This window comes from Lacticaseibacillus parahuelsenbergensis, from assembly GCF_030770265.1.
In the GTDB taxonomy this organism is placed as follows: Bacteria; Bacillota; Bacilli; order Lactobacillales; family Lactobacillaceae; genus Lacticaseibacillus; species Lacticaseibacillus casei.
Genome location: NZ_CP132482.1, coordinates 2,967,390 through 2,990,864, shown reverse-complemented (window position 1 = coordinate 2,990,864; position 23,475 = coordinate 2,967,390). Strand labels below are relative to the sequence as shown.

The following is a 23,475-nucleotide window of genomic DNA, read 5'->3' as shown; positions in this document are numbered from 1 at the left end:
GGTCAAAAGGAAAGGAGGCGATGAACATGAAGAACGGGAAAAAAGTTCTTGGGATTAAGATCGTTAAGAAGATTGAAGACCAGGATGATTTTAACGCGAGCGCAGTTTCTCCGGGCGGCTGGTGCTGCTCTTGCTGCTGCTGGTGCTGGGCGAAGATTTCGTAATTGCTAAAGTCATTGACTTGATCTCGTGCAAACACTTACTTTCAGATGAATTTGTAAACCACTTGCAACTACCAGATATCGAAAGAAGACACATTTTTGGGAGATTTATTTGGCTCGTTATTTGGTGGAGGTTCAACAGGCGGTGGTGGTTTTGATGGAGGCTGGTAGAACAAGCTATAGATTACTTGCTAGCATAGGGGGCGTTTGCCAAAACGCCCTTTTTATGTGTTTTTAAAATGTAGCACCTAACCAAATGACGGATTGACAAAAAATAAAGCGTGGTTACGGCAGTGTCTGGATACTGGCATCACCTTGTCCTATTTTTGCTTTTAAGCTTTTGCTGCCTTATTTTCTGTTTGCCGTCAATGCCATGACAAATAGTCTTCCGAGTCCTGAGATTTTCGGAACTCCGGAAACTGTACCACCGTAAAATTGGTGGTGCTAGGAACGTTGATACCATGAGACGGCCGCGGAATGTGCCATTGTTTCCGGGAAATAATGGGTGCTTAGTCGAAATGTTTTCCCATTCATGTTGGCATGCTAATCGTTTCGTTCCTGATTCTCCGGCACGCCATGGTCGAGAATGCGATCCATGACTGCTTCCACGCTGCCGGCATAGGCCATGCCGAATTTGTCGAGATGCACCATCAAGTAATACAACCGGTAGAAGTCGAGCCGAAATGGGTAGCCGGGTTCAAGTGGGTAGGTTTCTTGGTAGCCGGCGTAGAACTCTTGGTTGAATCCGCCAAAGACGGTGGTCACGCCGATGTCCAGTTCGCGGTCGCCGTAAACTGCGGCGGGGTCAATGAGTGCCGGTTGACCATCTGCCGTGAACATGTAGTTGCCACCCCATAAGTCACCATGGAGTAAGGATGCTTCACTGTGATGCTGGCTGAGGGTCTTGCTGATAATGGTGCGAACTTGGTCAAACGTTGCTTGATCGTCGGCCTGCCACAGGCCCTTTTTCAGTATGTGAGCGGCCAGTTTGTCGAGACGTTGGTGAATGAACAAGTCCGCCCACGAATCGGTCCAATTATTGGAAAATGATACGCTCGTGCCGGCGTAAGGGTAGTCGAAGCCGAAGCGGCCGGCGGGTTCGTGATGCTGATGCAGGTGGGCGACAAGCCGCCCGAGTTCACGTTGCGAGCCATGGCCACTGGTCAGGAAGCTTAGTAATAGGTAACCATCGCCGTCAATGCTGCCGTTAGCGATCACGCGCGGTGCTAATACCTGGGCAGCTTCAAAGGCTTTTAAGCCGGCGATTTCCCCGGCATAGAAGCTGGCGGGGTAGCCAGGTTGAACGAGCAGAAAGTAAGGCTTCTCGGAGGTATCAACCCGATAAGCTTTGTTGACATCACCTCCGCCAACCGGGGTGATCGAGGTGATATGATCTAATGGTAATTGCTTGGTCCAAGCTGATGTAAGCATGCAAGTATCTCTCCTCTCACGGGCATCTCCGACGGTCATCGGTGGAAAAAGATCGATAAACATTGGGTCTTTCAACGCCAGACGATGCTCTAATGTCACCTTAAAACATTTTTGCCGCTAATGACAATGATTCAATCATGTAACAGGTGATAAACGAATCGTTGCGGGTCATCTAAGAAGCTGCGGAGGAAAGTGATGTGCTCGATCTGGTCGTATTGAATGGGTGCAAGCGTGTCACCCAAGGCCAATAGCTGCGCATCAGGGTAGGCCATTAGAATAGGCGAGTGGGTGCTGATGATGAATTGAGCTCCACCGGTTACCGCTTCATGAATCAAAGCTAGCAAACTCAGTTGATTTTCCGGGGTCAATGGCGATTCGGGTTCGTCTAGTAAATATAGGGCGTTCGCATGTAAGCGGGCGCGGAATAAGGCGAGAAAGGCCTGACCGTGTGATAGAGTGTCCAAATCGACTTTATATAGGTGATGGACTTCTGCGAGTGTATTCAGATACGGCAGACGTTCCAGACTTTTGGGCGCTAAGTGTTCAAGCTGAGCCTGGGCATATTTGATGCGGCCGCGGGTGGCGCGAATGAATGAAATAAAATCGTCGGCGCGGAATAAAAAGCCGGACTTGGTGCGATAAGTCCACGTTAACTTGAGCTGGTGCGCCAATGCCCGGCTATTGTCGTATTCAGGATCATCTTCGAGGGACGCGCCGCTCATCAAGATAGCGTTGTAGTTGGCGGCGATCGCGTTTAGCAACGTTGATTTGCCGCTGCCGTTATCACCGGTCAAAATGGTCACCGGCTGCGTCAGCTTTAGTTCACGGAAATGCGCTTGCCAAGGGAGGTTGAATGGATAGGATGTTGCCTGAAGTGGCGGCGTATATTGAATTTTATTCAGTAGCATGGCAAGCTCCTAACTTCATTTACCTAGACTATGGCAGCGGCTGATACCAACTTAAAATTTGCTTAGCTAAGTCAGCTTTCATGTAGCGGGACGTAATCGTTTGATCGCTATTGCCTTTTCGCACATGAATGTTTAAGTGCGCAACGCCGCGCGGTTTCATCCAGATGGATTGCGCTAAGCTCATCGCCTGGATGTCTTTTTTCCGGACATAGTAGCGCTGCCGGGTCCAGACTTCGCCGACTTGGATGACGAGTTGATCTGGCGGCGCAATGGCGATAGCAGCGTTTGTTGCGGCGTATTGGCCTTGGAGTGCCATGATGAGCAGCCATAGCCCGCCAATCGGTAGCAACCAGACCCACCAGCTGACGCGCAGCCACAAAACGCTGGCTAAAATAATCGGTGCGACAATAAAAGCGAGATTCCCTAGTACCATATTCCGCACATAGTACCAGCGATTTCGTACCGGAATCGGTTGCAATTCCGGTATTGCTGTCGGCAACCAGCTAATGAACTTGCGCATGTCGGTCATGGCCGAGCGCTGCCGGATCACTGGCATTAGAACCAGATCATTATTTTGCTCGTCATCAGCTGCACCTGAAGCCAGTAATGCCTGAACGGTGGTGAGATGAAACCATTGGCGGAGAATGCTTTGTTTAAACCGGACCGCCTGCACGCGTGAGAGACGGGCGCTGACTGTGTTGGTTTGGAAAAAGCCGCGACTGGTGCGCAGTTCGTTACCGGTGCGATCGAGCGTGAAGCGATAATATTTTTGTAGGATGTTCAAATAAGAAACAGCAAATCCTAGCACTAAAACGATGATGCTTAAGCCGATCAAAAGGTAAATGGCTAAACCCGTGATGGCGTGTTCAGCTTGCTGGTACCAGCTATCAGGTAGGTATTCCTGAGCCTTGTCCAACACCCAAAGGATCCCGGTGATAATGGGGATGAAACCAAGCGATGTGAGCGCATATTGATTAAGGTCGTGGGAATTAATTTTATAGGCAGCGTCCGGAACCGGTTCCGTGCTGACGACGCGGGTCCGGGTGGCGGCATCGGCATCCGCATCAGTCGTCTCTGTAGTAGTGGATGTTGCCGATTCCGGCCCAATTCCTTGGCGATAACGATTGATCGTATCGGCAACGGCGGTCGGCACAGCTGCCAGTTGGCCTTCCGCTTTTCTGGTTTCTTTTCCGGCTGTTTCGATGGAGACCTGTTCCAGCCCAAGTGGCTTCAGGAAAAACCATTGCTGGCGCTGGACGGTTTGAATCCGGTCGTACGGAATATGGTTGGTCTTGCGGATGAACACACCGCTTTGAATGGTCAAACCATCCGGCGCCACTAAATAAGTGAAGCGCAGATAACGCAAAATCGACCAGAAGAGCGTTAAGACGACAACGCCAAGAATGAGGCTAAGTGCTAATAGAAGATCGCCAACCCTTGTACTGGATCTGAACATCGAAAAAAAGCCGCCGACAAATAACGGCCAAAAAGCCATGACATTTTTGACCCATAATATCACTAATGAAATGGGCGCAAGGCGGTGCGGTTGTTCATTCATCGCGCGCCTCCTGTGCCAGTGTCAAAATCCGGGTGCGCAATTGATCGGCAACGGATGCCGTCACGCCATCAATGACATGGGCCGTGCTGGCGGTTTCAATGTTGACCTGTTGCAGTTGTTGCCACCGGAGAAGCGGTCCCTGTTCCAACGTCACATTTTGAATGCGGGCAATCGGGATCGCTTCATTTTTACGGAAGAAGAACCCTTTTTGAAGAAAAACTGCGGTCGGCGTGATGTTGTAGCGCAAAAATCGATAGCGATAAGGCACGAGGGCCCGTCGGATAATATATTGCAGCACCGTTAACCCAATGACGCCAAAACCTAGCCATGAAGGCCAATGCCAAAAGTGACTGGCGATGAGCAAAAGTAAGCCGACAACAAAAAAGTTGAAAGACCAGATGAAAATATCGGCGCGCCAGACAAATTTGATGTTAGCTGGCAAAGCATGTCCCGTTTCGTTCATTTTTTCGCCTCCATTTTTTGTCAGGATAGCAGAAAATGGCGACAAACGAAACTGTTGTTGTCATAAAAATGAACTTATCACGGTGCTTTTACCACACGAGTTCGATTGAAGCGAGTGCGTGCGTTTTGAAATGGCTGTCGCTCGCCCAAACGCGTTCGCCAGCGCAGAAGCCTGCGTGTAAGGACCTTGTTCGCAATGGCCTAAGCCCGGGCCATCACGCCCAAGGCCGCTTACACTCCGGTTTCTGACCGCGCTGGCTCACGCTCACACTAAAAAAGCCCACCTATCTGCGACAGCAAAGATTGCTGGCAGAGAGGCGAGCTTGTTAAAATGAAACAGCAGAAGCAGTTGGCGCCGTTGATTCAAACGGTCGGCGCATAAATAAATTCGATTAACTGCTTTTTCATCGCAACGTTGATGCCGTTGATGGGCTGCTCGAGAATCTTTTGGTATTCTTCGAGAACATCATATGGCAGCGGCGTGAGTAAGTTGAGATCGTCAATGACATCACTGACGCGGTCGGTGGTACTGAGATCAACGAAAATATCGATCTTGTTGAGGCAGTCGATTAATAAATCGGTCATGCCAGCATCAGGCTTGCCGCTTTGGTCGGTGACGACAACCTGCAGGTGATTGACCTGCGCATGATCGATCTGGATAAACTTTAAAGCCGAATAGATATTCATTGGCACACCTCGTCTTAACTGACAGAATAGCATCGTGGTTCATTAAACCAATTTTAGGCATTTCGTTAAACTTTTACAAGCTGGTTGTATCCTAAGGCAATCCGTTCCATAATGTGGGCGACAAGGATTATTGTACTTGTGGGGGTGAAATATGGAGCTTAATATATCTGCACAGGCAGCAGCCCGACTGGCGCCGCTTTTACACGCAGATCGGGTGTTGGTTTTGGATTTGAATGATGGCATCGGGCCTTACTCGCGGCAGTATCATGATGCATCCCAAGCTAAATTCAGTCTCCTGATATTGCCACGCCGTAATGTGCCGGATGTATTTGACGCGCACCTTGATTCCCCGGTCGGACCGGTTTTAATCAAAAGCTATGCGGCCGGGTTTTTCGATTCGAAAACCGAGTTAACCGTAAGTGGCGATGAGTTTACACTTTTGCGCGGGAAGCCACGACTCAATCCGAAGGTCCCGCTCAAGTTTGTGTAACAAAACAGGCTTTTCTGTTATGATATTCCCAGCAACTGTATGAGGCAATCACAGTTAAGGGGGAGTTGTCTGTGGACCGGACATCACTAAAGAATCAAGCCAAAGCGGAATTGAATCCCAACTTTAGCTATTATCTGCGCATTAGTTTACCGGCATTACTATTGATGGCATTCGCGACACTTGTGCCGTTTCCTGCTGTTCATGAAGCACATCGCGGGACGTGGCATACATGGCGGATGATGGCGCAGAGCGGATCGTTCACAGTCACAGGCGGCCACGTGAACGAATACTGGCAGATGTGGCAGTCAATTGTTATCTTTTTGAGCCTGTTGGGCGTGTTACTGATGATTGGCGTCATGTTTGCGATGATCGATGGTCTTCGCGGCCGGTCGGATCATCAGTTTAGTTGGATGCAGATGTTCAAGATTTTTGAACGGGGCGAATATTTTCTGGGCAGCTTGTTGATTGGTCTGTTGCAATGGGTCTGGATTTTCCTGTGGATGTTCTTGCTGATTGTCCCGGGGATTGTTAAGGCGATGGCGTATTCACAGGCGCAATGGATTTATCGGGATGCGATCGATAGCGGCCAACCGATTGGCTATACCGAAGCTGTGACTCGCAGCCGAGAGTTGATGTTTGGCCATAAGTGGGATTACTTTGTGTTATTGCTGAGCTTTCTTGGCTGGTGGCTGTTAGAGTTGATTACCATGGGGCTGGCTTCTATCTGGGTCATCCCGTACCGCAGTATGACATTGGCGAATTTCTATCTTAAATTAACGGAAGAACAAGCTTAATACCGCAGTAAAATGCAAAAAGAAAGCAAAATTGGCTTTCTTTTTTTTGGCAAAAGATACCGCTTGCGGTAAGTATTGGTATACTGTATATAGTTTTAAGGAAATGTACTGACAGCCGGATGGGATCGGCGGTTTGCGGGTCTTGTCCATAACGACACGATGCGTTTACGACAATAATGGGGGTACATGTGATGAAGAGACGTTGGTTACTTGGTGTTGCAACTGCATTGATGGTCTTGTTGCTGACTGCATGCAGCAGTGGCAGTTCTGCGCAGAAGACTTCCAAAGGACCGGTGACAATTACCTTTTGGCATCGAATGACCGGTAATTACAACAAGGCGTTGGAAGGGTACATCAAGACGTTTAACAGTAGTCAAAAGCAATACAAGGTCGTTGCAACATCGCAGGGTTCGTATGACAATCTGCAGAAGAAGTATCTGGCATCAGCGAAGTCCAAAACCTTACCGACGATTGGGCAGGTAACGGATACGATTATTCCGGAATACGTCCATGACGGGATGCTGGTCAACATTGATAAGCAGATAAAATCCCAGTTTTCCGCCGCTGAGCTGAAGTCGATTTATCCCGGCATTGCCACGAATTTGAAGTATCAGGGGAATTATTATCAGATTCCGTTTGCCACCGGGACGCGGTTGATGTTTTATAACAAGGATATTCTGGAAAAATATCACCTCACTGTGCCGAAAACTTGGGAAGAACTGACCAAAATCGGGCAACAGCTTAAGGGTGATGGCATCACAGGTGTTGCGTTTAATAAGAGTTATGATTTTGAATTTGAGACATTAGCGTATGATGCCGGCAATCGGCTGATTACGCCACAGTACAAAGCGAAAATCGATACGCCAGCTAGCATCAAAGCCATGACGGCGATCACCAGCATGCTGCAGGATAAGACAGCTGTCACAGCAGGATTAGATAATTACTTCAATGTACCATTTGTTCAAGGCAAAATTTTTGCTGGCTTCGGCTCTAGCGCCACAATTCAGCAGATCGCGTCAACGGCACCTAAGAGCATGCATTGGGGAACCGCGGTGATGCCGAGTTTTGATGGCAAATCCAGTTCGGTTCTGGGTAACAATGGTATTTCAGTTTTCAAAGGTGCCTCGGCGGATCAAATCAAAGGCGCGGTTAAATTCATGAAGTTTCTGATGAGCACCAAGATTCAGACTCAGTGGGCCAAAGCCAGCGGGTACGTGCCGGTTGTGTCGACTGCCACGAAGTCAAGTGATTATCAAGCCTATCTAAAAGCCAACCCGAACTACCAGGCCGCAGTCGATGCGTATGATGATGCGTTCTCATCAACACCATTCATCGGCTATAACACTTACCGTAACAACTTGCTGGATGCCGTTGACCAGACAGTTTCCAAAAAGGCTGAGCCTAAGACTGTGCTAACCAAGCTGCAAAAGCAGGCCGAAACCATTTTGAAAGATAACCGTTAATTAACCAAAAGAAAGCAGGCGCGTCCATGACGACATTCAAACGGATTTTAAAACGAACCCTTATTTACACCGTGCTGGTACTGGGCTTAGCGGTGCTAATGACGTTTGGCTATGTCGGCTATCAAGACGTCACCGCTGGAAAAGGCTACCTTGCCTTGCGCTACCTTTTACTAACGGCAGAGTCCGTGGTCGGCGGTTTTTTCCTGTTCTTCATCGTGGTGAGTCTGGACACATGGCGCGAACATCGGGAAAAGAAGCGGAAGACAAAATGATAGATTGTCGTGCCAAACTCCGCAATCTCCGGCCAGCTGGGGATGGAACGCTGTGGGCACGACTTAGAGCCTCTGCAAAACCGGCAGAGTCTCTAAGCTCGGCCTTGTTGTAGGCGGGGCAAAGAGCGCCCCACCAACAACAATTCCACGGCTGATCCCCATCTGGCCTACGATTGCTACGCTTTGGCACTGACCAAGCCAATTCTCCTAGGAAAACTAAAAGCGGATATACTCCAGCTGTCGTTGAGTATGTCCGCTTTTGTATTGTGGCCGTGAGTTATGATACGACTTCATTTTTTGTTTGTTTATGATATAAGGCTAATTCAGTTAAACCCGGTTCAAGTAACGCTTCAAAAATTCCTTGGTCGCTGTTTGTTGCGGATTGCCGAAGATTTGATCCGGCGTACCGGACTCGGCAATGATGCCGTTGTTCATGAAGACGACGCGATCGGAAACATCGCGAGCGAAGGCCATTTCGTGGGTGACGATGATCATGGTCAGGCCGGTGTGGGCTAGGGCTGTCATCGTGTTTAGGACATCATCAACCATTTCCGGATCCAGCGCACTGGTCGGTTCATCAAACAGGAGTACTTCCGGATCCATTGCTTCGGCTCGGGCAATGGCGACCCGCTGTTCCTGCCCGCCGGAGAGCTGATCCGGTTTGGCGGCAATGAAGGGATCCATGCCGACTTGTTTCAACAGTTCCAACGCGTGGGTTTTGGCGGCTGCAGCGTCGCGTTTTAAGACGGTTTGCTGCGGGACCATCACATTTTGCAAGACGGTCATGTTGTTGAACAAATTGAAGCTCTGGAACACCATGCCGACTTTGGCGCGATAGGTGCTCAACTTTACGTCTTCACCTAGAATGCTTTTGCCGTGAAAAAGAATATCGCCGCCAGTTGGGGTTTCCAACAGGTTGATGTTGCGCAACAGGGTCGACTTGCCGGAGCCGCTGCGGCCGATGATTGAAACAACTTCGCCGGCCTGGACGTTGAAATTAATGTCGGTCAGGACTTCGTGGTTCCCAAAACTCTTTTTGAGATTTTTAACTTGGATTAATGGTTCGTTTGCCATGATCTAGTCCCCCTCTTTTGCGGTGCCGATTTTCGGCGTTTCAACCTGCATTTGATTGTTCATCACGTTGTAGTCTTTGGGTCCGTCGAGATGTTTTTCGATGAGCCGGAAGAGGCGGCTGATGGTGAAGGTCATGATGAGATAGATGCCGCTGACGATCAGATAGGTGTGGAAGAACTGGAAGCTTTGGCCGGCAATGGTTTCGCCGCTGAAGAACAGTTCGGAAACCGAGATAACCGACAGCACCGAAGTATCCTTAATATTCACAATGAACTCATTCGTGACCGCTGGCAGGGAGTTACGAACCGCTTGCGGCAGGATAACTTTCATCATGGTTTGCAGATGCGTCATGCCCAGCGCACTGGCTGCTTCGAACTGTCCTTCATCAACGGAAATAATCCCGCCACGGATAATTTCGGAAATGTAGGCGCCAGTGTTAATCGAAACAATCAAAAGCGCTGCGGTGGTGCGATCCATGTTCAGGTGCCAGGCTTGGGCGGCGCCATAATACAAGACCGCTGCCTGAACAATCATTGGTGTACCACGGAAGACCTCGATATACAAGGAAAGCAACCAATTGATAACTGCCCGCAAACCGCGCTGTCCCAACTTCTTGGGTTTTGGCGTGGTGCGAATAATCCCGACTAACAGGCCGATGATGAAACCAACAAGGGTGCCGACCAAGGCCAGTAACAACGTCATACCGGTACCACGCAAGAGCATCGGCCCATACTGTTTCATAATGGCCATGAACCAGTTGCCGCTCTTTTCGGTCGAAGGCTGATTATCGACCGCCTCATTCATCAGGCGTGCCCGCTCTTTTTGGGAAATCGTAGCGAGCAATTCATTGATTTTAGCTTTATTGGGATCGTTTTTCCGCAACCCGATTGCCAGGTTGGTGTCGCTGGCATCGGTTTTAAACCCCTGACCCTTGGCAAAATGGATATACATCAGGTTCGGGTTGGCGCGTTCTGCCGTGATCCCTTCAGGAACTTCGGAAACATAGCCGTCAATGGTGCCAGACTCCAAGGCCACCCGCATCGCTGGGAAGTCGTTCATGGCCGGTTCCTTGACGACTCCTTTGATTTGGTTAATGGCCTGATAGTGATACGTACTGAGCTGCGCTGTCACTTTAGCACCTTTAAAATCAGCAATGCTCTTGGCTTTTGCATATTTGCTGTCTTTACGGACGACCATCGTCAAATTGGAAATGTAGTACGGATTGGTAAAATCAATCGTTTTGCGCCGATCCGGTGTTGGTGACATCCCGGCGATAATGGCATCGATTTTGCCGGAAGTTAAAGCAGGCGGCAGGCCATCCCAAGAGGTTTTGACCACGACGACTTTCTTGTGCAGTGCCTTAGCGACTTTCCGCGCAATCTGAACATCGTAACCATTAGCGTATTCATGACTGCCTTGAATCTTGACCGCGTTATTGGCATCTGTGTTCTGTGTCCAATTGAACGGTGCATAGCCGGCTTCCATACCGACTTTGAATGTGTTGTCGTCGCTCGCAGCATTGACTGGCTTAGCAGCAAAACCGCCCAGCAACAGGCTCAATACGAGCCCCAGCACACCCAAACGTGCAACCCAGTGTTTTTTCATAAAATGACATTCTCCCTTCTTGTAGTGGGAAATAGAGCTGGAACCAAAAAATCGACCTTTATTGAACAAGCAATAAAGGTCGATTCCATCGATTTTAGTCATAAACCAGAATCATAGCGCCCCGAAGCAGCCTGCTTCGACAGTCCATGAGTTATGCGCTCATGGCCCAATGCGGATCGTCCGAACACGGCCCGACATTTCGGCGGCGGCACTTACGACTGGTTCAACATGATCCGGCACTCCCCAGTTTTCGTTGCCCACCGCAACCTCTATTTCTTGGTGGTGTATTTAAATGTCAAGATCGAGTGTAGCGGAATGGGGAATGAAAGTCAATTAAGTCTGTGCTGGCAAATGTATGAAAAATAGAAAGATATTTTGAAAAAATGACAAAACGTGTTAAATTTGTCTAATAAACTTCTCATAAAAAGGGGCGGGTGCTGATGGCGGAGGAGCCTGTCAAAGTCGGGGCCTATTTAAAGGCGTTGCGTCTCGAGGAAAATGACTCATTGGAAGAAATTGCGGCGGGGATTACGACGGCCGCTACTTTGTCACGCTTTGAACGGGGGGAGACCCAGCTCAGTGCAGCCGTTGTTTTAAAACTGTTAACGCGCTTTGATCAAGATGTTGAATTGATGCAACAAGGCTATCGGGCATTGAATCCGGAGAATTTTTTCCAACAGGTTAATCGGGCCACGGTTGCCGGTAAGTCAGCGTTGCAGGTGTTAGCGCAAAAGCAGTATCGCTTGTGGCGACAAACCGGGCTGATTTTTTACCGACTGAATCAGATTAATATTCTGGCCCACAATGGGTATACGGACCCGAGTTTTCAGACAACACCACAGATGAAAGCCGACGTTATCAAGTATTTGAAACGGATTCGGTACTGGGGATTGTATGAGCTTGATCTCTTTGCCGCCACCTTGGTGATCTATGATCATGAGCAACTGATGAGTTTGGTCATGGAGCTGGTTTTGGACTGGCCGGATGTGAAGGGCCATCCAACCCGGAACCAGTATCTGTGGGCGATTTTGACGAATAGCATCGCCTTGCTGATTCATCGTCGGGAGTTTACGGATGCTGTGCGGCTGCTTAACGTCGCCAAGAACTTACCCATTCCGGCCGATGATCTCTATGCGCGGATCATGTTGCGCTATCAAGAGCACCTGCTGACCTATCATCGCGGCCAGCATCGGGCGGCCAAAATGGCGGTTAAAAACTTACTGGCAACGCTGGCGTTATTGGACTCGCCGTTTTTTGCTCAATTGTTGACGAAAAGTTGGCGACGATTCCTGAAGGAGGAGGCGCAGGCAAAATGACGATCGGTGAACAATTCAAACGATTGCGTAAAGAACGGCGGCTGACGTTAAAAGAAGCCGCTGGCGACATTGTTTCGGTATCAAGCCTTTCAAAATTTGAAAATGGCACCTCACAGTTGGCCGCCGATCGCTTTTTCCTATTGCTGGATCGTTTGAATCTGGACTGGGATGCGTTCACGCCTTCACGCTCGGATGCACCATTATCATTTTTGCATCGTTATCTGGTGGCGGCGCAGCAGGCAGATGTTCAGGCGCTGGCGGGTATCTTACGCCAGTTGCCGCTGGCGAATACCAATCAACGGTTGCTGTTGCATTTGACGCTGCATAACCATGCACCGGAACGCTTTTCCGTGTTGGCCCGTGAACGTAAACAGGCGTGGTCGTTGTTGACGCATACAACGGCGTGGTCGCTGTTGTTGCGGCTGATCGCGCTTCAATTAACCGGCATCATCGCGATGAAGGATTTGGAAGGACTGATCAAGGCCATTGCGAACCAAGTGCAAACACCCAACACACCACAGGATCATTTGAATCTGGCCAATCGCGCGTTCTTGACCGCTTCTCTTCGGTATATTGCGGCAGGGCAACTGGACAACGCGCAGGAAACGCTTGCGTTAATTCGGCAGGCCACAGTGGGTGACATGGGGGTTGAGTTTCAGATTGCCTGCACCAAACGTTTGGTGATGATTTATTCACCGGATAAAAGCAAGGCAACGCGCGGTTGGCAAGAGCTTGCCCAACTGAAGGCGTTGTTGAATGAGGTTGCGGCACCGGACTGGACGGCAAGTTGGCTGCCGGCTTTGGAGGCGTTGGCTGAGGCAAAGCGTTGCGGTAAAGAAGCCTGACTTTGCCTTTTTTGAAAATTCGGATAGTAGCAGTTTGTAACGGACTCGCGATCAGCGAAAATAAGTTGATTGTGGGTCCGTTTTTTGGTGTGTTCCACGTGAAACGTCATGAGTTAAGAAGGAAGACTGTTTTTTTGACACGATAATAGGTTCGCAGTCAAAGAAAGTACGCGCCACCTTGTGGATCCTTGATATTGATTCGGACGACCTTCAATAAGTAACGCAGCCACCGTTCTTGCGTCGGTTGGTCCAAAATATGCTCCAAACTGATGGCTTGTTGGCATAACTCGTATCCGGCTGTGGTTTGGCCGATGACGGCTTGGTACCAGCCGCGTAAAAATAAGAGGAGGGCGGAGTTTGAGAGGTCGTTTGTGTCATGCAGAATTTTTTCAGCAGTGGTGAGGACTTTTTTGGCATCGGTTAAGTGGCGTGTGTTGATGAACACGGTGAAGGCGGAGAAGAGCGTCTGAATCCGTAGATTGCCAATTTGATTGAAGGCGCGATATTTTTCCGAACGCTTCATCGCTATTGGCAACAAGTTTTGAATGGTTTCAGCAGGTAAGGCGACCATGAGATGGCGGAACCAATAAAGCTCAAAGTAATTCCAGGTTTCAACCGAGTAGAGATAGCTGACCAGCGGCTTGGCGCGTTCCTGCAATTGGGCCATGGCGTCGGTCACATTTTTGAATGGTGATGGCTGGTCAGGGGGCTTGACGCGATCAATCATGGTTAGGCGGAAAATCTGGATGCTGATGAGTTCAAATTGGGTTTGGCGGTTGTGGTCGTGCTCGTACCGTTTCTGCCAAGTCTTTTCCTGTTTTAACAAATATTGGTAGTCGGCCAGCGTGGGATTTTCAGAGCCAAAGCGATCCTGATAGGCGATAACCTCTTCAAAGTCACGGTGAACCAAGGTGTTGTAAACAAACCGTGTGTGAGTCGTTGGCGGTACGGCGCCTGCCTGGAGATCGCGGATGAAGACGAATTCTTCCAACGAAATATTGATGCGGAAGAGCAGATGACTTAGGCGGGCAAAGCTGATATTGGAGCGACCTTGTTCGAACTTACTAATGAAAGCAATGGAATTATGCGCATCGGCTACCTGTGCCAAGGTCAGATGGTGGTTGCGCCGAAGTTGGCGGAAGACGGCGCCGTCAGTGGGATTGATTTTTTCTACCATAGTGGAATTTCACCTCGCCTTGAGTGTAGCCTGCTTACACTCAAAGTACAAACCAAGTAGGAATCGAAAATGACATGCTTGGCTGCAGGGAGGTAGCAACATGCATGAATATTTCAATAATCGGGGTTATCGCGCCATTTTAAATGCCAGTTTGTTGAGCGGTATTGGCGACAGTCTGTATAACATCGTTTTTATCATTTACGCGGCTACGATGCCGTTTAAAAGTCTGGCGGTCACGTTGGCGGCGATGGCCACCAGTTTGCCGACAATGCTGTCGCTGGTGACTGGCAGTCTGGCTGATCGAACCCAGGCCAAAACCAGTCATATGGTGGCTACGCGTATTGGCCAAACGTTACTTTTCCTAGGGTTGGCAGGGATGATCCTGCTGCCTGCCAGCTTGCCATTGTTTTTGCTGCTCCTTGGCATCAATATACTTTCTGATACTCTGGGACAATATGGGAATGGTTTGGTACTGCCATTGTTGCATCGGTTAATTCCCGCTAAAGAATTGAACACGGCCATCAGTTTTCAAAGCGCGACCGGGACGACGGTTCAAATGGTTTTTCAGGCGGTCGGTGCGAGCCTGATTGTGTTACTTAACCACAATTATGCGCTGTTTGGCGGGCTTAATGCTGTGACGTTTTTACTCGCAGCTTGGGTTATAACCCGGGAAAAGAGTCGCCTAAAACAAGCTGAACCACCAGTCGTTGCGCATGCGCATCAGCCGATTCTCAAAAATATTGGCAATGTGCTCAAATTTCTGGCAACCAACCGTTTTCTTTTGGCAGTCATTGTTTTCGCAATGTTTGTCAATACACTGGGCTCATCGGTGGATGGCTTAATGTCGGTATCCCTGGTCCAGCAACCTGGCATGTGGCTGCGTGATTTTGGTACGACAGTTGCGTTGTTGAACATTGTCTTCTCGGTAGGGCTGATTTTAGGCGCACTGTTTGCGCAGGATGGCCTGCAGCGGCTCAGTACGTTCAAACTCCTGAGTCTTTTGACAGCGGCGATGATCGGGCTCAGTTTTAGTTTCTTCCTTTTCCGTTCGCTTGCTGCCGTTATGGGATTCAGCTTTGTGACGTCTTATCTCATGGGAAAAATCAACCCGCGGGTGTCGACGGTCATGATGCGGCTCGTTCCTGAGCAGCAGATGGGGACAACGGCAGGAGTCGTTAACCTAGTGGCCCTTTTAGGTATGCCGGTCGGTCAAGTGGTGTTCTTCACATTGGCAAATGTCGTGAGCGCTGCGGCAAGTTGGATGCTCATGGCGGCGCTTTCAGCTGTGTTATTATTAGTGCTTTTATTGGTAGGCACGCGCATCGCCGATCCAGTCTTTACCGATTCCGAAGGCCAGTCAGAAAAGGCCTAGTCAGGCTTTGAATTAATTGGTATCGACCAATATACCAATTTTGATAGATACCAATTAGAAGTGCGTACTGAATGTATGCGCTTCTTTTTTTAAATTTCATTTTAAGTGAAAATGCTTGCATAGCGGCGCGGAGGAAGTCATACTAACTTATTGGGAAGCCTTGTATTTTTGATTATTTTTGTTTTTTGCAGATATTATTTTCGAGGCAACCACAAATTTTTAGGAGGCGTAATAATGGTCGGAATCATTCTTGCTAGTCATGGCCAATTCGCTGCTGGCATCAAGCAATCCGGTCAAATGATCTTCGGTGAGCAAGAAAAAGTCGAAGCTGTGACCTTCATGCCCGATGAAGGCCCGGATGACTTGCACAAGCACCTCGAAGATGCGATCGCTAAGTTCGACCCAGACGATGAAGTTTTGTTTTTGATCGATTTGTGGGGCGGATCACCATTTAACCAAGCGAACACGATTTATGAGGAACACAAGGATAAATGGGCGATTGTGACCGGACTGAATTTGCCGATGTTGATTGAGGCTTATGGCTCGCGGCTGTCAATGGATTCTGCACAAGACATTGCCGCACATTTACTTGAAGCCGGACGTGACGGTATCAAGATCAAGCCAGAATCACTGGACAAGGTGAAGAAGCCAGCTGCTCAGGCTGCCGCACCAAGTACAGCCAATGCTGGCCAACCGGGATCATTCCAGTATGTTCTGGCCCGGGTTGATTCACGTTTGTTACATGGTCAGGTTGCAACCACTTGGACTAAGACCACGAACCCGACGCGGATTATTGTTGTCTCTGACACAGTGGCAAAAGATGAGCTGCGGAAGAACCTGATTAAGGAAGCGGCACCATCTGGCGTCAAGGCACATGTTGTTCCGATTGATCAGATGATTAAGTTGGCCAAAGATGATAAGCATTTTGGCGGTCAACGCGCATTGCTATTATTTGAAACCCCTGAAGACGCCTTACGTGCCATTCAGGGCGGTGTTCCGATTAAGGAGCTTAATATCGGGTCAATGTCGCATTCAGTCGGCAAGGTTCAGCCTAATAAAGTGCTGGCCTTTGACCAGAAGGATATCGACACCTTCCACGAACTGGCCAAAGATGGCGTCAAATTCGACGTTCGTAAAGTGCCATCCGATCATCCGGATGATATGAACGCGATTTTGAAGAAAGCTCAAGACGAACTGAATGCGCAGAAGTAATTTTTGAAATGGAGGAAGAAGACTTATGACTTTGAATTTTATTCAAATCATCCTGGTCCTCATCGTGTCATTCCTTGCTGGTATGGAAGGTATTTTGGATGAATTCCACTTCCATCAGCCAGTTATTGCGTGCACGTTGATCGGACTTGTGACCGGCGACTTGACCCCTTGCTTGATGCTTGGCGGGCAGTTGCAGATGATCGCCTTAGGCTGGGCCAACATTGGCGCGGCCGTCGCACCCGATGCTGCATTGGCATCAGTTGCATCAGCTATTATTCTTGTTCTTGGCGGTCAGGGTACTAAAGGCATTAGCTCAGCGATTGCGATTGCGGTTCCGCTGGCCGTTGCCGGTTTGTTGCTGACCACTTTGGTTCGTACCTTGGCAACCGCGATTGTTCATATCATGGACCGCGCTGCTGAAGAAGGTAGTTTCCGTAAAATTGATTTCTGGCAATGGGTTGCGATCTGCATGCAGGGCTTGCGGATTGCCATTCCAGCCGGCTTGATCCTTGCCGTTGGTGCTGGCCCAGTGCGGGCATTGCTTGAACAAATGCCTGATTGGCTCACTAAAGGTCTTGGTATTGGCGGGGGCATGGTTGTTGCCGTTGGGTATGCCATGGTTATTAACATGATGGCGACCCGCGAAGTATGGCCATTCTTTGCTATTGGTTTTGTTCTGGCGACTGTCAAAGAAATTACCTTAATCGGCCTTGGTGCTATTGGTATTTCCTTAGCACTGATTTACTTGGCACTGTCCAAGCAAGGCGGCGGTTCAGGTAACGGCGGCAGCTCAAATAATAGTGGTGCCGGTGATCCTGTCGGCGACATTATTGACAATTATTGAGAAGGAGGTTGACAAACATGGCTGAAGAAGTTCATATCACAAAAAGCGACCGAATTAAGGTTTGGTGGCGGTCAACCTTCCTTCAAGGTTCTTGGAACTACGAACGTATGCAGAACGGTGGCTGGGCTTACACCTTAATTCCTGCGCTGAAACGTTTGTATCACACCAAAGAAGACCGCGCAGCTGCTTTAAAACGGCATCTGGAGTTCTTTAACACTCACCCATATCTGGCATCACCGATTCTGGGTGTTACGATGGCACTGGAAGAAGAACGTGCCAATGGCGCTCCGATTGATGACAAAGCCATTCAGGGTGTCAAAGTCGGGATGATGGGTCCGCTGGCTGGTGTCGGCGATCCAGTGTTCTGGTTCACGGTTAAGCCAATTATTGGTGCGTTAGCCGCATCGCTGGCGATGGCCGGCAACTTAATGGGACCAATCCTTTACTTCGTACTTTGGAATGCGATCCGTATGGCGTTCCTATGGTACACTCAGGAATTTGGTTACAAAGCCGGGAGCAAGATTACCGAAGACCTTTCCGGTGGTTTGCTACAGGAAGTTACAAAGGGTGCCACAATCCTAGGTATGTTCATTCTGGGATCACTGGTCAATCGATGGGTTTCCGTCAAGTTCACGCCAGTTGTTTCGGATGTTCCGAACCAAAAGGGTGCCTACATTGACTGGAGTTCATTGCCAAGCGGTAAAGCCGGCATCCAAAAGGCTTTGGAATTGCAATCTCAAGGACTGTCACTAACAAAGAATAAAGTGACAACGTTACAAGATAACTTGGATCAGTTGATTCCAGGCTTAATGGGCTTACTGCTCACCTTGTTCTGCATGTGGTTACTGAAGAAGAAGGTATCTCCAATCGTCATTATCCTTGGCCTGTTCGTTGTCGGGGTTGTCTTCCACGTCATCGGTTTGATGTAAGACAAATTACCAAAATCGAACAAAACGCCCAAAAGCTCAGACACAAAGTCTGGGCTTTTGATTTATAATGGAAGAGCGTGAGCGTGGCCGGTTTGAAACCGGAGCATAAGTGGCCTTGGGCGTGATGGCTGGTCTTTGGCCATTACGACCAAGGTCCTTATGTGCAGGTTTCTGGCCACGCGAACGCGTTTATGGAAGAGCGTGAGCTGGCGCGGTTAGAAGCCGGAGTGTAAGTGGCCTCAGGCGTGATGGCCCGAATTTGGCCATTGCGCCTGAGGTCCTTACCACGCAGACTTCTGCGCCAGCGAACGCGTTTGTGGCGTTTCGGGCACCGCGTAAGCTTTAAGCTTTAGCCTCTTACACAGAGCTCTTAACCACACTTCCACAGCACACAAGATCAGTCTAAAAGGATGGCAAAAAATGGTTCAATCAATCAACACCAAATCAGAATTAGTGATGGAAGGCACTGCCTTTATGGGAATGCCGGTCTATGGCAAGATCATGATCGGCGATAAAGGCTTCGAATTTTTCAACGAAAAAAATGTGCATGACTTTTATCAAATTCCTTGGGATGAAGTTAACTGGGTCATTGCATCTGTCATCTTCAGGGGCAAATGGATTCCTCGTTTTGCCATTAAAACCAAGAAGAACGGGACGTATACGTTTGCGGCGAAAGATGCCAAGAAGGTCTTGCGCGCCATTCGTGAGCACATTCCTGCCGATCGGATCGTCAAGTCACTGACTTTCTGGCAAGTCGTGAAACGGGCGTTTACTCGGAAAAAATAAATTGCGTCTTCTATCAGAGGGCGTCAAGAAAAGGCAGCTCGCCATTTCCGGAAATCGGAGTGGCAAGCTGCCTTTTTGCATTCTTGATATTTTGTAGCATGGCATCGACATCCGTCATGACCGCTAACGTTACTTAGGCCGAAATTCTTTAAATAGTTCATCAATAGAACCATATTCCGGATCGCGCAGCTGAACTTTCAAAGCGTCGGCGTTGCTGGCCGCCTGTTCTGGTAGGCGCGCGCCAGGGATGACCACGGCAATATCTGGATTCTTCATATACCAGGCAAGCATGACTTGGGCAATGGTTGCTTGATGTGCGTCCGCGATGCCGTCAACTTCGCGTAAGGCGGCCAAAATCGTTTTGAACTGGGAAGCGGAAAAGCGGCCGCTGAACTTTTCGGCGTCATCCGGACCATACTTGCCAGTTAATAAGCCAGAGGCAAGCGGGAAGTACGGAACGAAACTGATGTGCTGTTCCCGGAGGTAAGGGAACAGCTTCGTTTCAGCGTCACGATGCACGAGGCTATAGTTGTCTTCTACAACATCGACTTGCTGATCCTGATTCGCTTCTTTGATTTGATCAAGTGAAAAATTGGAAACGCCAATAGCGCGAACTTTCCCGGCTTTGCGGGCATTGGCGACGGCATTGACCGCTTCGGCTTTGTCGGTTTTTTCATCAGGGAAGTGAATATAGAAAATATCGAGGTAGTCGGTTTTCAGCCGTAGCAACGCGTCATCAATCGCTTGGGTCAAAAACTTGGGGTCGTTGTTGGGCTTGAGATCCTGGTGGGGGTCTTGTGCCGCTTTGGTCGCCAGAACAATTTTTGCACGGTCATAGCCTTGAATCGCCTGACCAATTAAGGTTTCAGATTGGCCAAGACCATACATATAAGCAGTATCAAGCATGTCGATGCCGTGATCCAGCGCTGTTTTCACAACGGCTAGTCCGTCTTCGTCATGCAGGTTGGGGAAAAGATTATGGCCGCCAACCTTATTGGTGCCCAAACCTAGCTTGCCGGTAACAACATTGCTTTTTCCGATCGTTGTTGTAAGTGACATTTGGTAATCTCCTTGTCTTGAGTGAGCGTGAGCCACCGCGGGTAGAAGTCGGAGTGTAAGTGGCCTTGGGCGTGATGGTCGGTCTTTGACCATTGCGACCAAGGTCCTTACACTTAGACTTCTGCGGTGGCGAACGCGTTATGGTGTGAGCCTAACATAATGCCAGTTTAGAAAAAGTAAGCCTAATGTGCAAACGCTATTTTCGATCTGATGCATTGAAAATGCTGGGAGTTGCGTTGATGACCAGCCCAACCGCAAACATGAGTAGCGTCAGGACCACGGTGACCCACAAAAGTAGATTCCATGATCCGGTGAGTGTCTGGATAAAGCCATAAAACATCGGACCCACTGCCGCGAATAAGTATCCCAAGCTTTGGGCGAAGCCGGATAGACTGGCAGTTTCGTATGCATCGGCCGTTTTCTTTTGGAAGAAGACGATGCAGATGGCAAATGCGGCCCCGGACGCAACGCCCATCAGCAGGGAGAAAATCACGTTTAAGCCGAAGTTAGCGCCGGGAATAAGAATGCCCAAGGCGCCTAGTGCAAAGCCCAGCATGATGCCCCAGACGCTGTATGCAAGGCCGTGGCGCCGTTCGGCAATAAATGGAATGGACAATGTCGCCGGCATGCCACTTAACTGGAAAATCGTAGCCAAGTTGCCCGCAGTTAGTTGCGAGAAGCCGGCAGCCTGCCACAGACTTGGCAACCAGGTCAGGAGGGAGTAATAGAGAAAGCTCTGTAGGCCGAAAAATAACGCAATCCACCAAGCCAGTAGTGAATGAGAGACGGCCACGTTTTTGCGGGCACTGCCTTGCCAGGTTTTGACGGGTGGCAAGGTGCGCAACGCCAATGCCCAAATCACCAGGCCGGCCACGCCGACTAGTGAAAAAGCCGCCATAGTCAGTTTCATATGGAATTGCTGGTTCAAGAGGCCAGCTAAGCCGGTCCCCAGCGAAGCGACCAGTCCCATGGTCACGGTATACAAGCTGGTTTTAGCGCCGATTGACTGCGGAAACTGATCTTTGATAATTGCCGGTAATAAGACATTCCCACCAGAGATCCCAAAGCCGATCAGCAACGTGCCAACGATTAAGGCGATTAAACTAGGAATAATCCGCAACAAACTGCCGAGTAATAAGATCACGAGCGCAATCAGCAAACTCCACTCGTTACCGCGACGATTTCCCATTTTGGCGATAACAGGCGATGCCAAGGCAAACATCAGCAGCGGAATCGTCGTTAATAAACCAGCCATAGAAGCCGGCAACCCAAGCGTATGCTCAATCGTCGGCAACAGCGGTGGAATCATGGTAATCGGCAAGCGCAAATTAGCTCCCACCAAAAGAATGCCCCATGTAAGCAAGGTGGTCGAATGATGCTTCTCCATGTGTCATGTCCTCCTCGAAAAGTGACTAGCAGTCTAATGCTAGCACTTTTCCGAAAGAGCGTGAACTGGCGCGGTTAGAAATTGGAGACAAACGCGTTGTAAAAACTCAACAATCAATTCTTCTCATGCACTTGCCACGGCTTGATCGTCAATCCAATAGCAATGGCACCCAACAATGCCAGTCCCGCAGCAACTAGCATGGCGATCTGAAGACCGGCGATAAAGTATTCCGGATGGCTCGTTGGATAAGTGGTGACTCGACTACCGGCCAACTGGCTCATCGTTCCAAACAAAACTGTTGTTGCCACCGCGGTACCGCTGACCATCCCGAGATTGCGGGCCAGCGCGTTGAAACTGCCGGCGATGCCCAGCTGATCTTTTGGCACCACCGACATGACCACGTCGCCGATGGGGGACTGGAACAGCCCACTGCCGATACCGATCAAAAGGGTGCTGATGATATAAACCATGAGCGGTGCATCCAATTTTAAAAATGCGCCGACAATGCTGCCAGCCGCAATAAGCAGGCTGCCCAGCAATGCAACGGCCGGCACCTGCCACTTATCGGCCAACCAGCCGCCGAATGGTGCAAAGAAGACCATCATCAGTGGATAGAGTGATAGTAAGGTACCTGCAGCGCCTGGCGTGAGGCCACGTGCATCTTCAAGGTAGAAGGGCATTAAAACGGTGCTGAAAAACTGAACCATGAAAATGAAGAAGACAGTCAGGACCCCTAAGGTGAAAATGCGGACTCGAAAAATACTCATTGGCAACAACGGCGTCTTCTGATGATTTTCAAAGATCAGGAATGCCGCCAGACTGATGATGGCCAAAGCGAAGGTAGCAAGCACAACCGGATCGCCAAAGCCGCTTTGCTGGGCCAAATTCAGTCCCCAGAAACCGCTGGCGATGGCTGTGGCCTGCAGCAGCATCCCCCACTTGTCATACGTGCCGGGTTGCGGTTCCCCGTTATCCATTGACCACAACGAGATACCCAATGCGACAACGCCGATCGGTACATTGATCAGAAAAATCATCGGCCAGCTAAAATGCGCCAAAATGAGACCGCCAAGACTAGGGCCGGCCACGCCGCCAAGCGCCACAAACGTGCTGACAACGCCCATAGCACGGCCGCGTTCAGCTAGTGCAAACGTCGATGTCACAATCCCGTAAGTGTTTGCCAAGGTCATCGCACCACCGATGGCTTGCACCATGCGACCCACCATCAGAAAATTGAAACCAAGATTAATGCCAGCCATCAATGACCCAACCACGAAGGTACCGGTGCCCCACTTGAAAATTCGGCGTTTGCCAATGTGGTCGCCAAGTTTACCAAATGGCAGCAGTAAGGCACTTAAAACGATCAGGTACAGTGAGACCGTCCACTCCATGCGGCTCGCCGAAACGTCAAGATTCTTCGCCATAATCGGAATCGCAATATTGACGATCGAGCCATCAAGATTCGTCATAAAAGCGAAAAAGCCTAATGCTATCAATAACCACCAACGCTTGGATCCAGTTGCGAAACGCTGCATATAAATTCCCCCAAACGCGCTTACCGGCGCAGAAGTCTGCGTATAAGGACCTTAGGCGCAATGGCCAAAACCGGGCCATCACGCCTAAGGCCACTTATACTCCGACTT

At 49.5% G+C, this 23,475-nt stretch carries 23 protein-coding genes and 1 riboswitch; of the genes, 12 read left to right on the top strand and 11 right to left on the bottom strand.

Annotation, left to right across the window (positions count from 1 at the left end):
- Nucleotides 1-26 precede the first annotated feature (26 nt).
- On the top strand, nucleotides 27-164 hold the full coding sequence (locus LACPH_RS13945) for a hypothetical protein (RefSeq protein ID WP_274785320.1): 138 nt from the start codon (nucleotides 27-29) through the stop codon (nucleotides 162-164).
- Between the two features lie 540 nt (nucleotides 165-704).
- Here the strand turns inward: LACPH_RS13945 and LACPH_RS13940 are convergent.
- From LACPH_RS13940 to LACPH_RS13920, 5 genes are all read right to left on the bottom strand, one after another.
- Complete coding sequence (locus tag LACPH_RS13940; protein WP_274785319.1) at nucleotides 705-1,592, bottom strand: fructosamine kinase family protein; 888 nt, start codon at nucleotides 1,590-1,592, stop codon at nucleotides 705-707.
- A gap of 131 nt (nucleotides 1,593-1,723) precedes the next feature.
- Nucleotides 1,724-2,500, bottom strand: coding sequence for an AAA family ATPase (locus tag LACPH_RS13935; protein WP_087913155.1), 777 nt, complete (start codon nucleotides 2,498-2,500; stop codon nucleotides 1,724-1,726).
- 28 nt (nucleotides 2,501-2,528) lie between these two features.
- Nucleotides 2,529-4,058, bottom strand: a complete 1,530-nt coding sequence (locus LACPH_RS13930; protein WP_274785318.1) for a PH domain-containing protein — start codon at nucleotides 4,056-4,058, stop codon at nucleotides 2,529-2,531.
- Nucleotides 4,051-4,521: a PH domain-containing protein gene (locus LACPH_RS13925; RefSeq protein WP_087913153.1), complete on the bottom strand. Its 471-nt coding sequence runs from the start codon at nucleotides 4,519-4,521 to the stop codon at nucleotides 4,051-4,053. Before LACPH_RS13925 ends, LACPH_RS13930 begins: the two co-directional genes overlap by 8 nt.
- 362 nt (nucleotides 4,522-4,883) lie before the next feature.
- Nucleotides 4,884-5,207 (bottom strand): hypothetical protein, encoded by a 324-nt coding sequence (locus LACPH_RS13920; RefSeq protein ID WP_010490443.1) that lies wholly within the window; start codon nucleotides 5,205-5,207, stop codon nucleotides 4,884-4,886.
- Between the two features lie 151 nt (nucleotides 5,208-5,358).
- Here LACPH_RS13920 and LACPH_RS13915 point away from each other — a divergent pair, with 151 nt between their 5' ends.
- The 4 genes from LACPH_RS13915 to LACPH_RS13900 all read left to right on the top strand — a co-directional run bounded on the left by LACPH_RS13915 (nucleotide 5,359) and on the right by LACPH_RS13900 (nucleotide 8,226).
- Nucleotides 5,359-5,697, top strand: coding sequence for an iron-sulfur cluster biosynthesis family protein (locus tag LACPH_RS13915; RefSeq protein ID WP_025014022.1), 339 nt, complete (start codon nucleotides 5,359-5,361; stop codon nucleotides 5,695-5,697).
- A gap of 71 nt (nucleotides 5,698-5,768) precedes the next feature.
- Complete coding sequence (locus LACPH_RS13910) at nucleotides 5,769-6,491, top strand: DUF975 family protein (protein ID WP_049169385.1); 723 nt, start codon at nucleotides 5,769-5,771, stop codon at nucleotides 6,489-6,491.
- A 191-nt stretch (nucleotides 6,492-6,682) separates the two neighbouring features.
- Nucleotides 6,683-7,954: an ABC transporter substrate-binding protein gene (locus tag LACPH_RS13905; protein ID WP_306387075.1), complete on the top strand. Its 1,272-nt coding sequence runs from the start codon at nucleotides 6,683-6,685 to the stop codon at nucleotides 7,952-7,954.
- 26 nt (nucleotides 7,955-7,980) lie between these two features.
- The gene (locus tag LACPH_RS13900; RefSeq protein ID WP_087913150.1) at nucleotides 7,981-8,226 is read left to right on the top strand and encodes a hypothetical protein; all 246 of its coding nucleotides are present in this window, start codon (nucleotides 7,981-7,983) and stop codon (nucleotides 8,224-8,226) included.
- 327 nt (nucleotides 8,227-8,553) lie between these two features.
- On the opposite strand, the gene LACPH_RS13895 is transcribed toward LACPH_RS13900, so the two are convergent.
- Together LACPH_RS13895 and LACPH_RS13890 are read right to left on the bottom strand one after the other, a co-directional pair.
- Nucleotides 8,554-9,300 (bottom strand): amino acid ABC transporter ATP-binding protein, encoded by a 747-nt coding sequence (locus LACPH_RS13895; protein ID WP_049169388.1) that lies wholly within the window; start codon nucleotides 9,298-9,300, stop codon nucleotides 8,554-8,556.
- A gap of 3 nt (nucleotides 9,301-9,303) precedes the next feature.
- Nucleotides 9,304-10,905 (bottom strand): ABC transporter permease subunit, encoded by a 1,602-nt coding sequence (locus LACPH_RS13890; protein WP_010490457.1) that lies wholly within the window; start codon nucleotides 10,903-10,905, stop codon nucleotides 9,304-9,306.
- Between the two features lie 106 nt (nucleotides 10,906-11,011).
- A riboswitch (Lysine riboswitch) is annotated at nucleotides 11,012-11,185 on the bottom strand.
- 160 nt (nucleotides 11,186-11,345) lie between these two features.
- Between LACPH_RS13890 and LACPH_RS13885 the strand changes: the two genes are divergently transcribed.
- Nucleotides 11,346-12,221 (top strand): helix-turn-helix domain-containing protein, encoded by an 876-nt coding sequence (locus LACPH_RS13885; protein WP_274785316.1) that lies wholly within the window; start codon nucleotides 11,346-11,348, stop codon nucleotides 12,219-12,221.
- Nucleotides 12,218-13,066, top strand: a complete 849-nt coding sequence (locus LACPH_RS13880; RefSeq protein WP_274785315.1) for a helix-turn-helix domain-containing protein — start codon at nucleotides 12,218-12,220, stop codon at nucleotides 13,064-13,066. Before LACPH_RS13885 ends, LACPH_RS13880 begins: the two co-directional genes overlap by 4 nt.
- A gap of 157 nt (nucleotides 13,067-13,223) precedes the next feature.
- Here the strand turns inward: LACPH_RS13880 and LACPH_RS13875 are convergent, their stop codons facing one another.
- A complete protein-coding gene (locus tag LACPH_RS13875; RefSeq protein ID WP_274785314.1) occupies nucleotides 13,224-14,243 on the bottom strand; it encodes a helix-turn-helix domain-containing protein in 1,020 nt (339 codons plus the stop codon).
- 100 nt (nucleotides 14,244-14,343) lie between these two features.
- Between LACPH_RS13875 and LACPH_RS13870 the strand changes: the two genes are divergently transcribed.
- From LACPH_RS13870 to LACPH_RS13850, 5 genes are all read left to right on the top strand, one after another.
- Nucleotides 14,344-15,615, top strand: coding sequence for an MFS transporter (locus LACPH_RS13870; RefSeq protein ID WP_274785313.1), 1,272 nt, complete (start codon nucleotides 14,344-14,346; stop codon nucleotides 15,613-15,615).
- A 234-nt stretch (nucleotides 15,616-15,849) separates the two neighbouring features.
- Nucleotides 15,850-16,827 (top strand): mannose/fructose/sorbose PTS transporter subunit IIA, encoded by a 978-nt coding sequence (locus LACPH_RS13865; protein ID WP_010490470.1) that lies wholly within the window; start codon nucleotides 15,850-15,852, stop codon nucleotides 16,825-16,827.
- Nucleotides 16,828-16,852: 25 nt separating this feature from the next.
- A complete protein-coding gene (locus LACPH_RS13860) occupies nucleotides 16,853-17,671 on the top strand; it encodes a PTS mannose/fructose/sorbose transporter subunit IIC (RefSeq protein ID WP_025013158.1) in 819 nt (272 codons plus the stop codon).
- A gap of 17 nt (nucleotides 17,672-17,688) precedes the next feature.
- Entirely contained in the window at nucleotides 17,689-18,600 is a 912-nt protein-coding gene (locus LACPH_RS13855) for a PTS system mannose/fructose/sorbose family transporter subunit IID (protein WP_010490474.1), read from the top strand.
- A gap of 420 nt (nucleotides 18,601-19,020) precedes the next feature.
- Complete coding sequence (locus tag LACPH_RS13850; protein WP_010490477.1) at nucleotides 19,021-19,386, top strand: DUF956 family protein; 366 nt, start codon at nucleotides 19,021-19,023, stop codon at nucleotides 19,384-19,386.
- A gap of 129 nt (nucleotides 19,387-19,515) precedes the next feature.
- Here LACPH_RS13850 and LACPH_RS13845 read toward each other — a convergent pair whose 3' ends face one another.
- The 3 genes from LACPH_RS13845 to LACPH_RS13835 form a co-directional block, all read right to left on the bottom strand.
- On the bottom strand, nucleotides 19,516-20,445 hold the full coding sequence (locus LACPH_RS13845; RefSeq protein WP_274785312.1) for an aldo/keto reductase: 930 nt from the start codon (nucleotides 20,443-20,445) through the stop codon (nucleotides 19,516-19,518).
- Nucleotides 20,446-20,641: 196 nt separating this feature from the next.
- Complete coding sequence (locus tag LACPH_RS13840; protein ID WP_274785311.1) at nucleotides 20,642-21,832, bottom strand: MFS transporter; 1,191 nt, start codon at nucleotides 21,830-21,832, stop codon at nucleotides 20,642-20,644.
- Between the two features lie 113 nt (nucleotides 21,833-21,945).
- Nucleotides 21,946-23,367, bottom strand: a complete 1,422-nt coding sequence (locus tag LACPH_RS13835; protein ID WP_306387074.1) for an MFS transporter — start codon at nucleotides 23,365-23,367, stop codon at nucleotides 21,946-21,948.
- Nucleotides 23,368-23,475 lie beyond the last annotated feature (108 nt).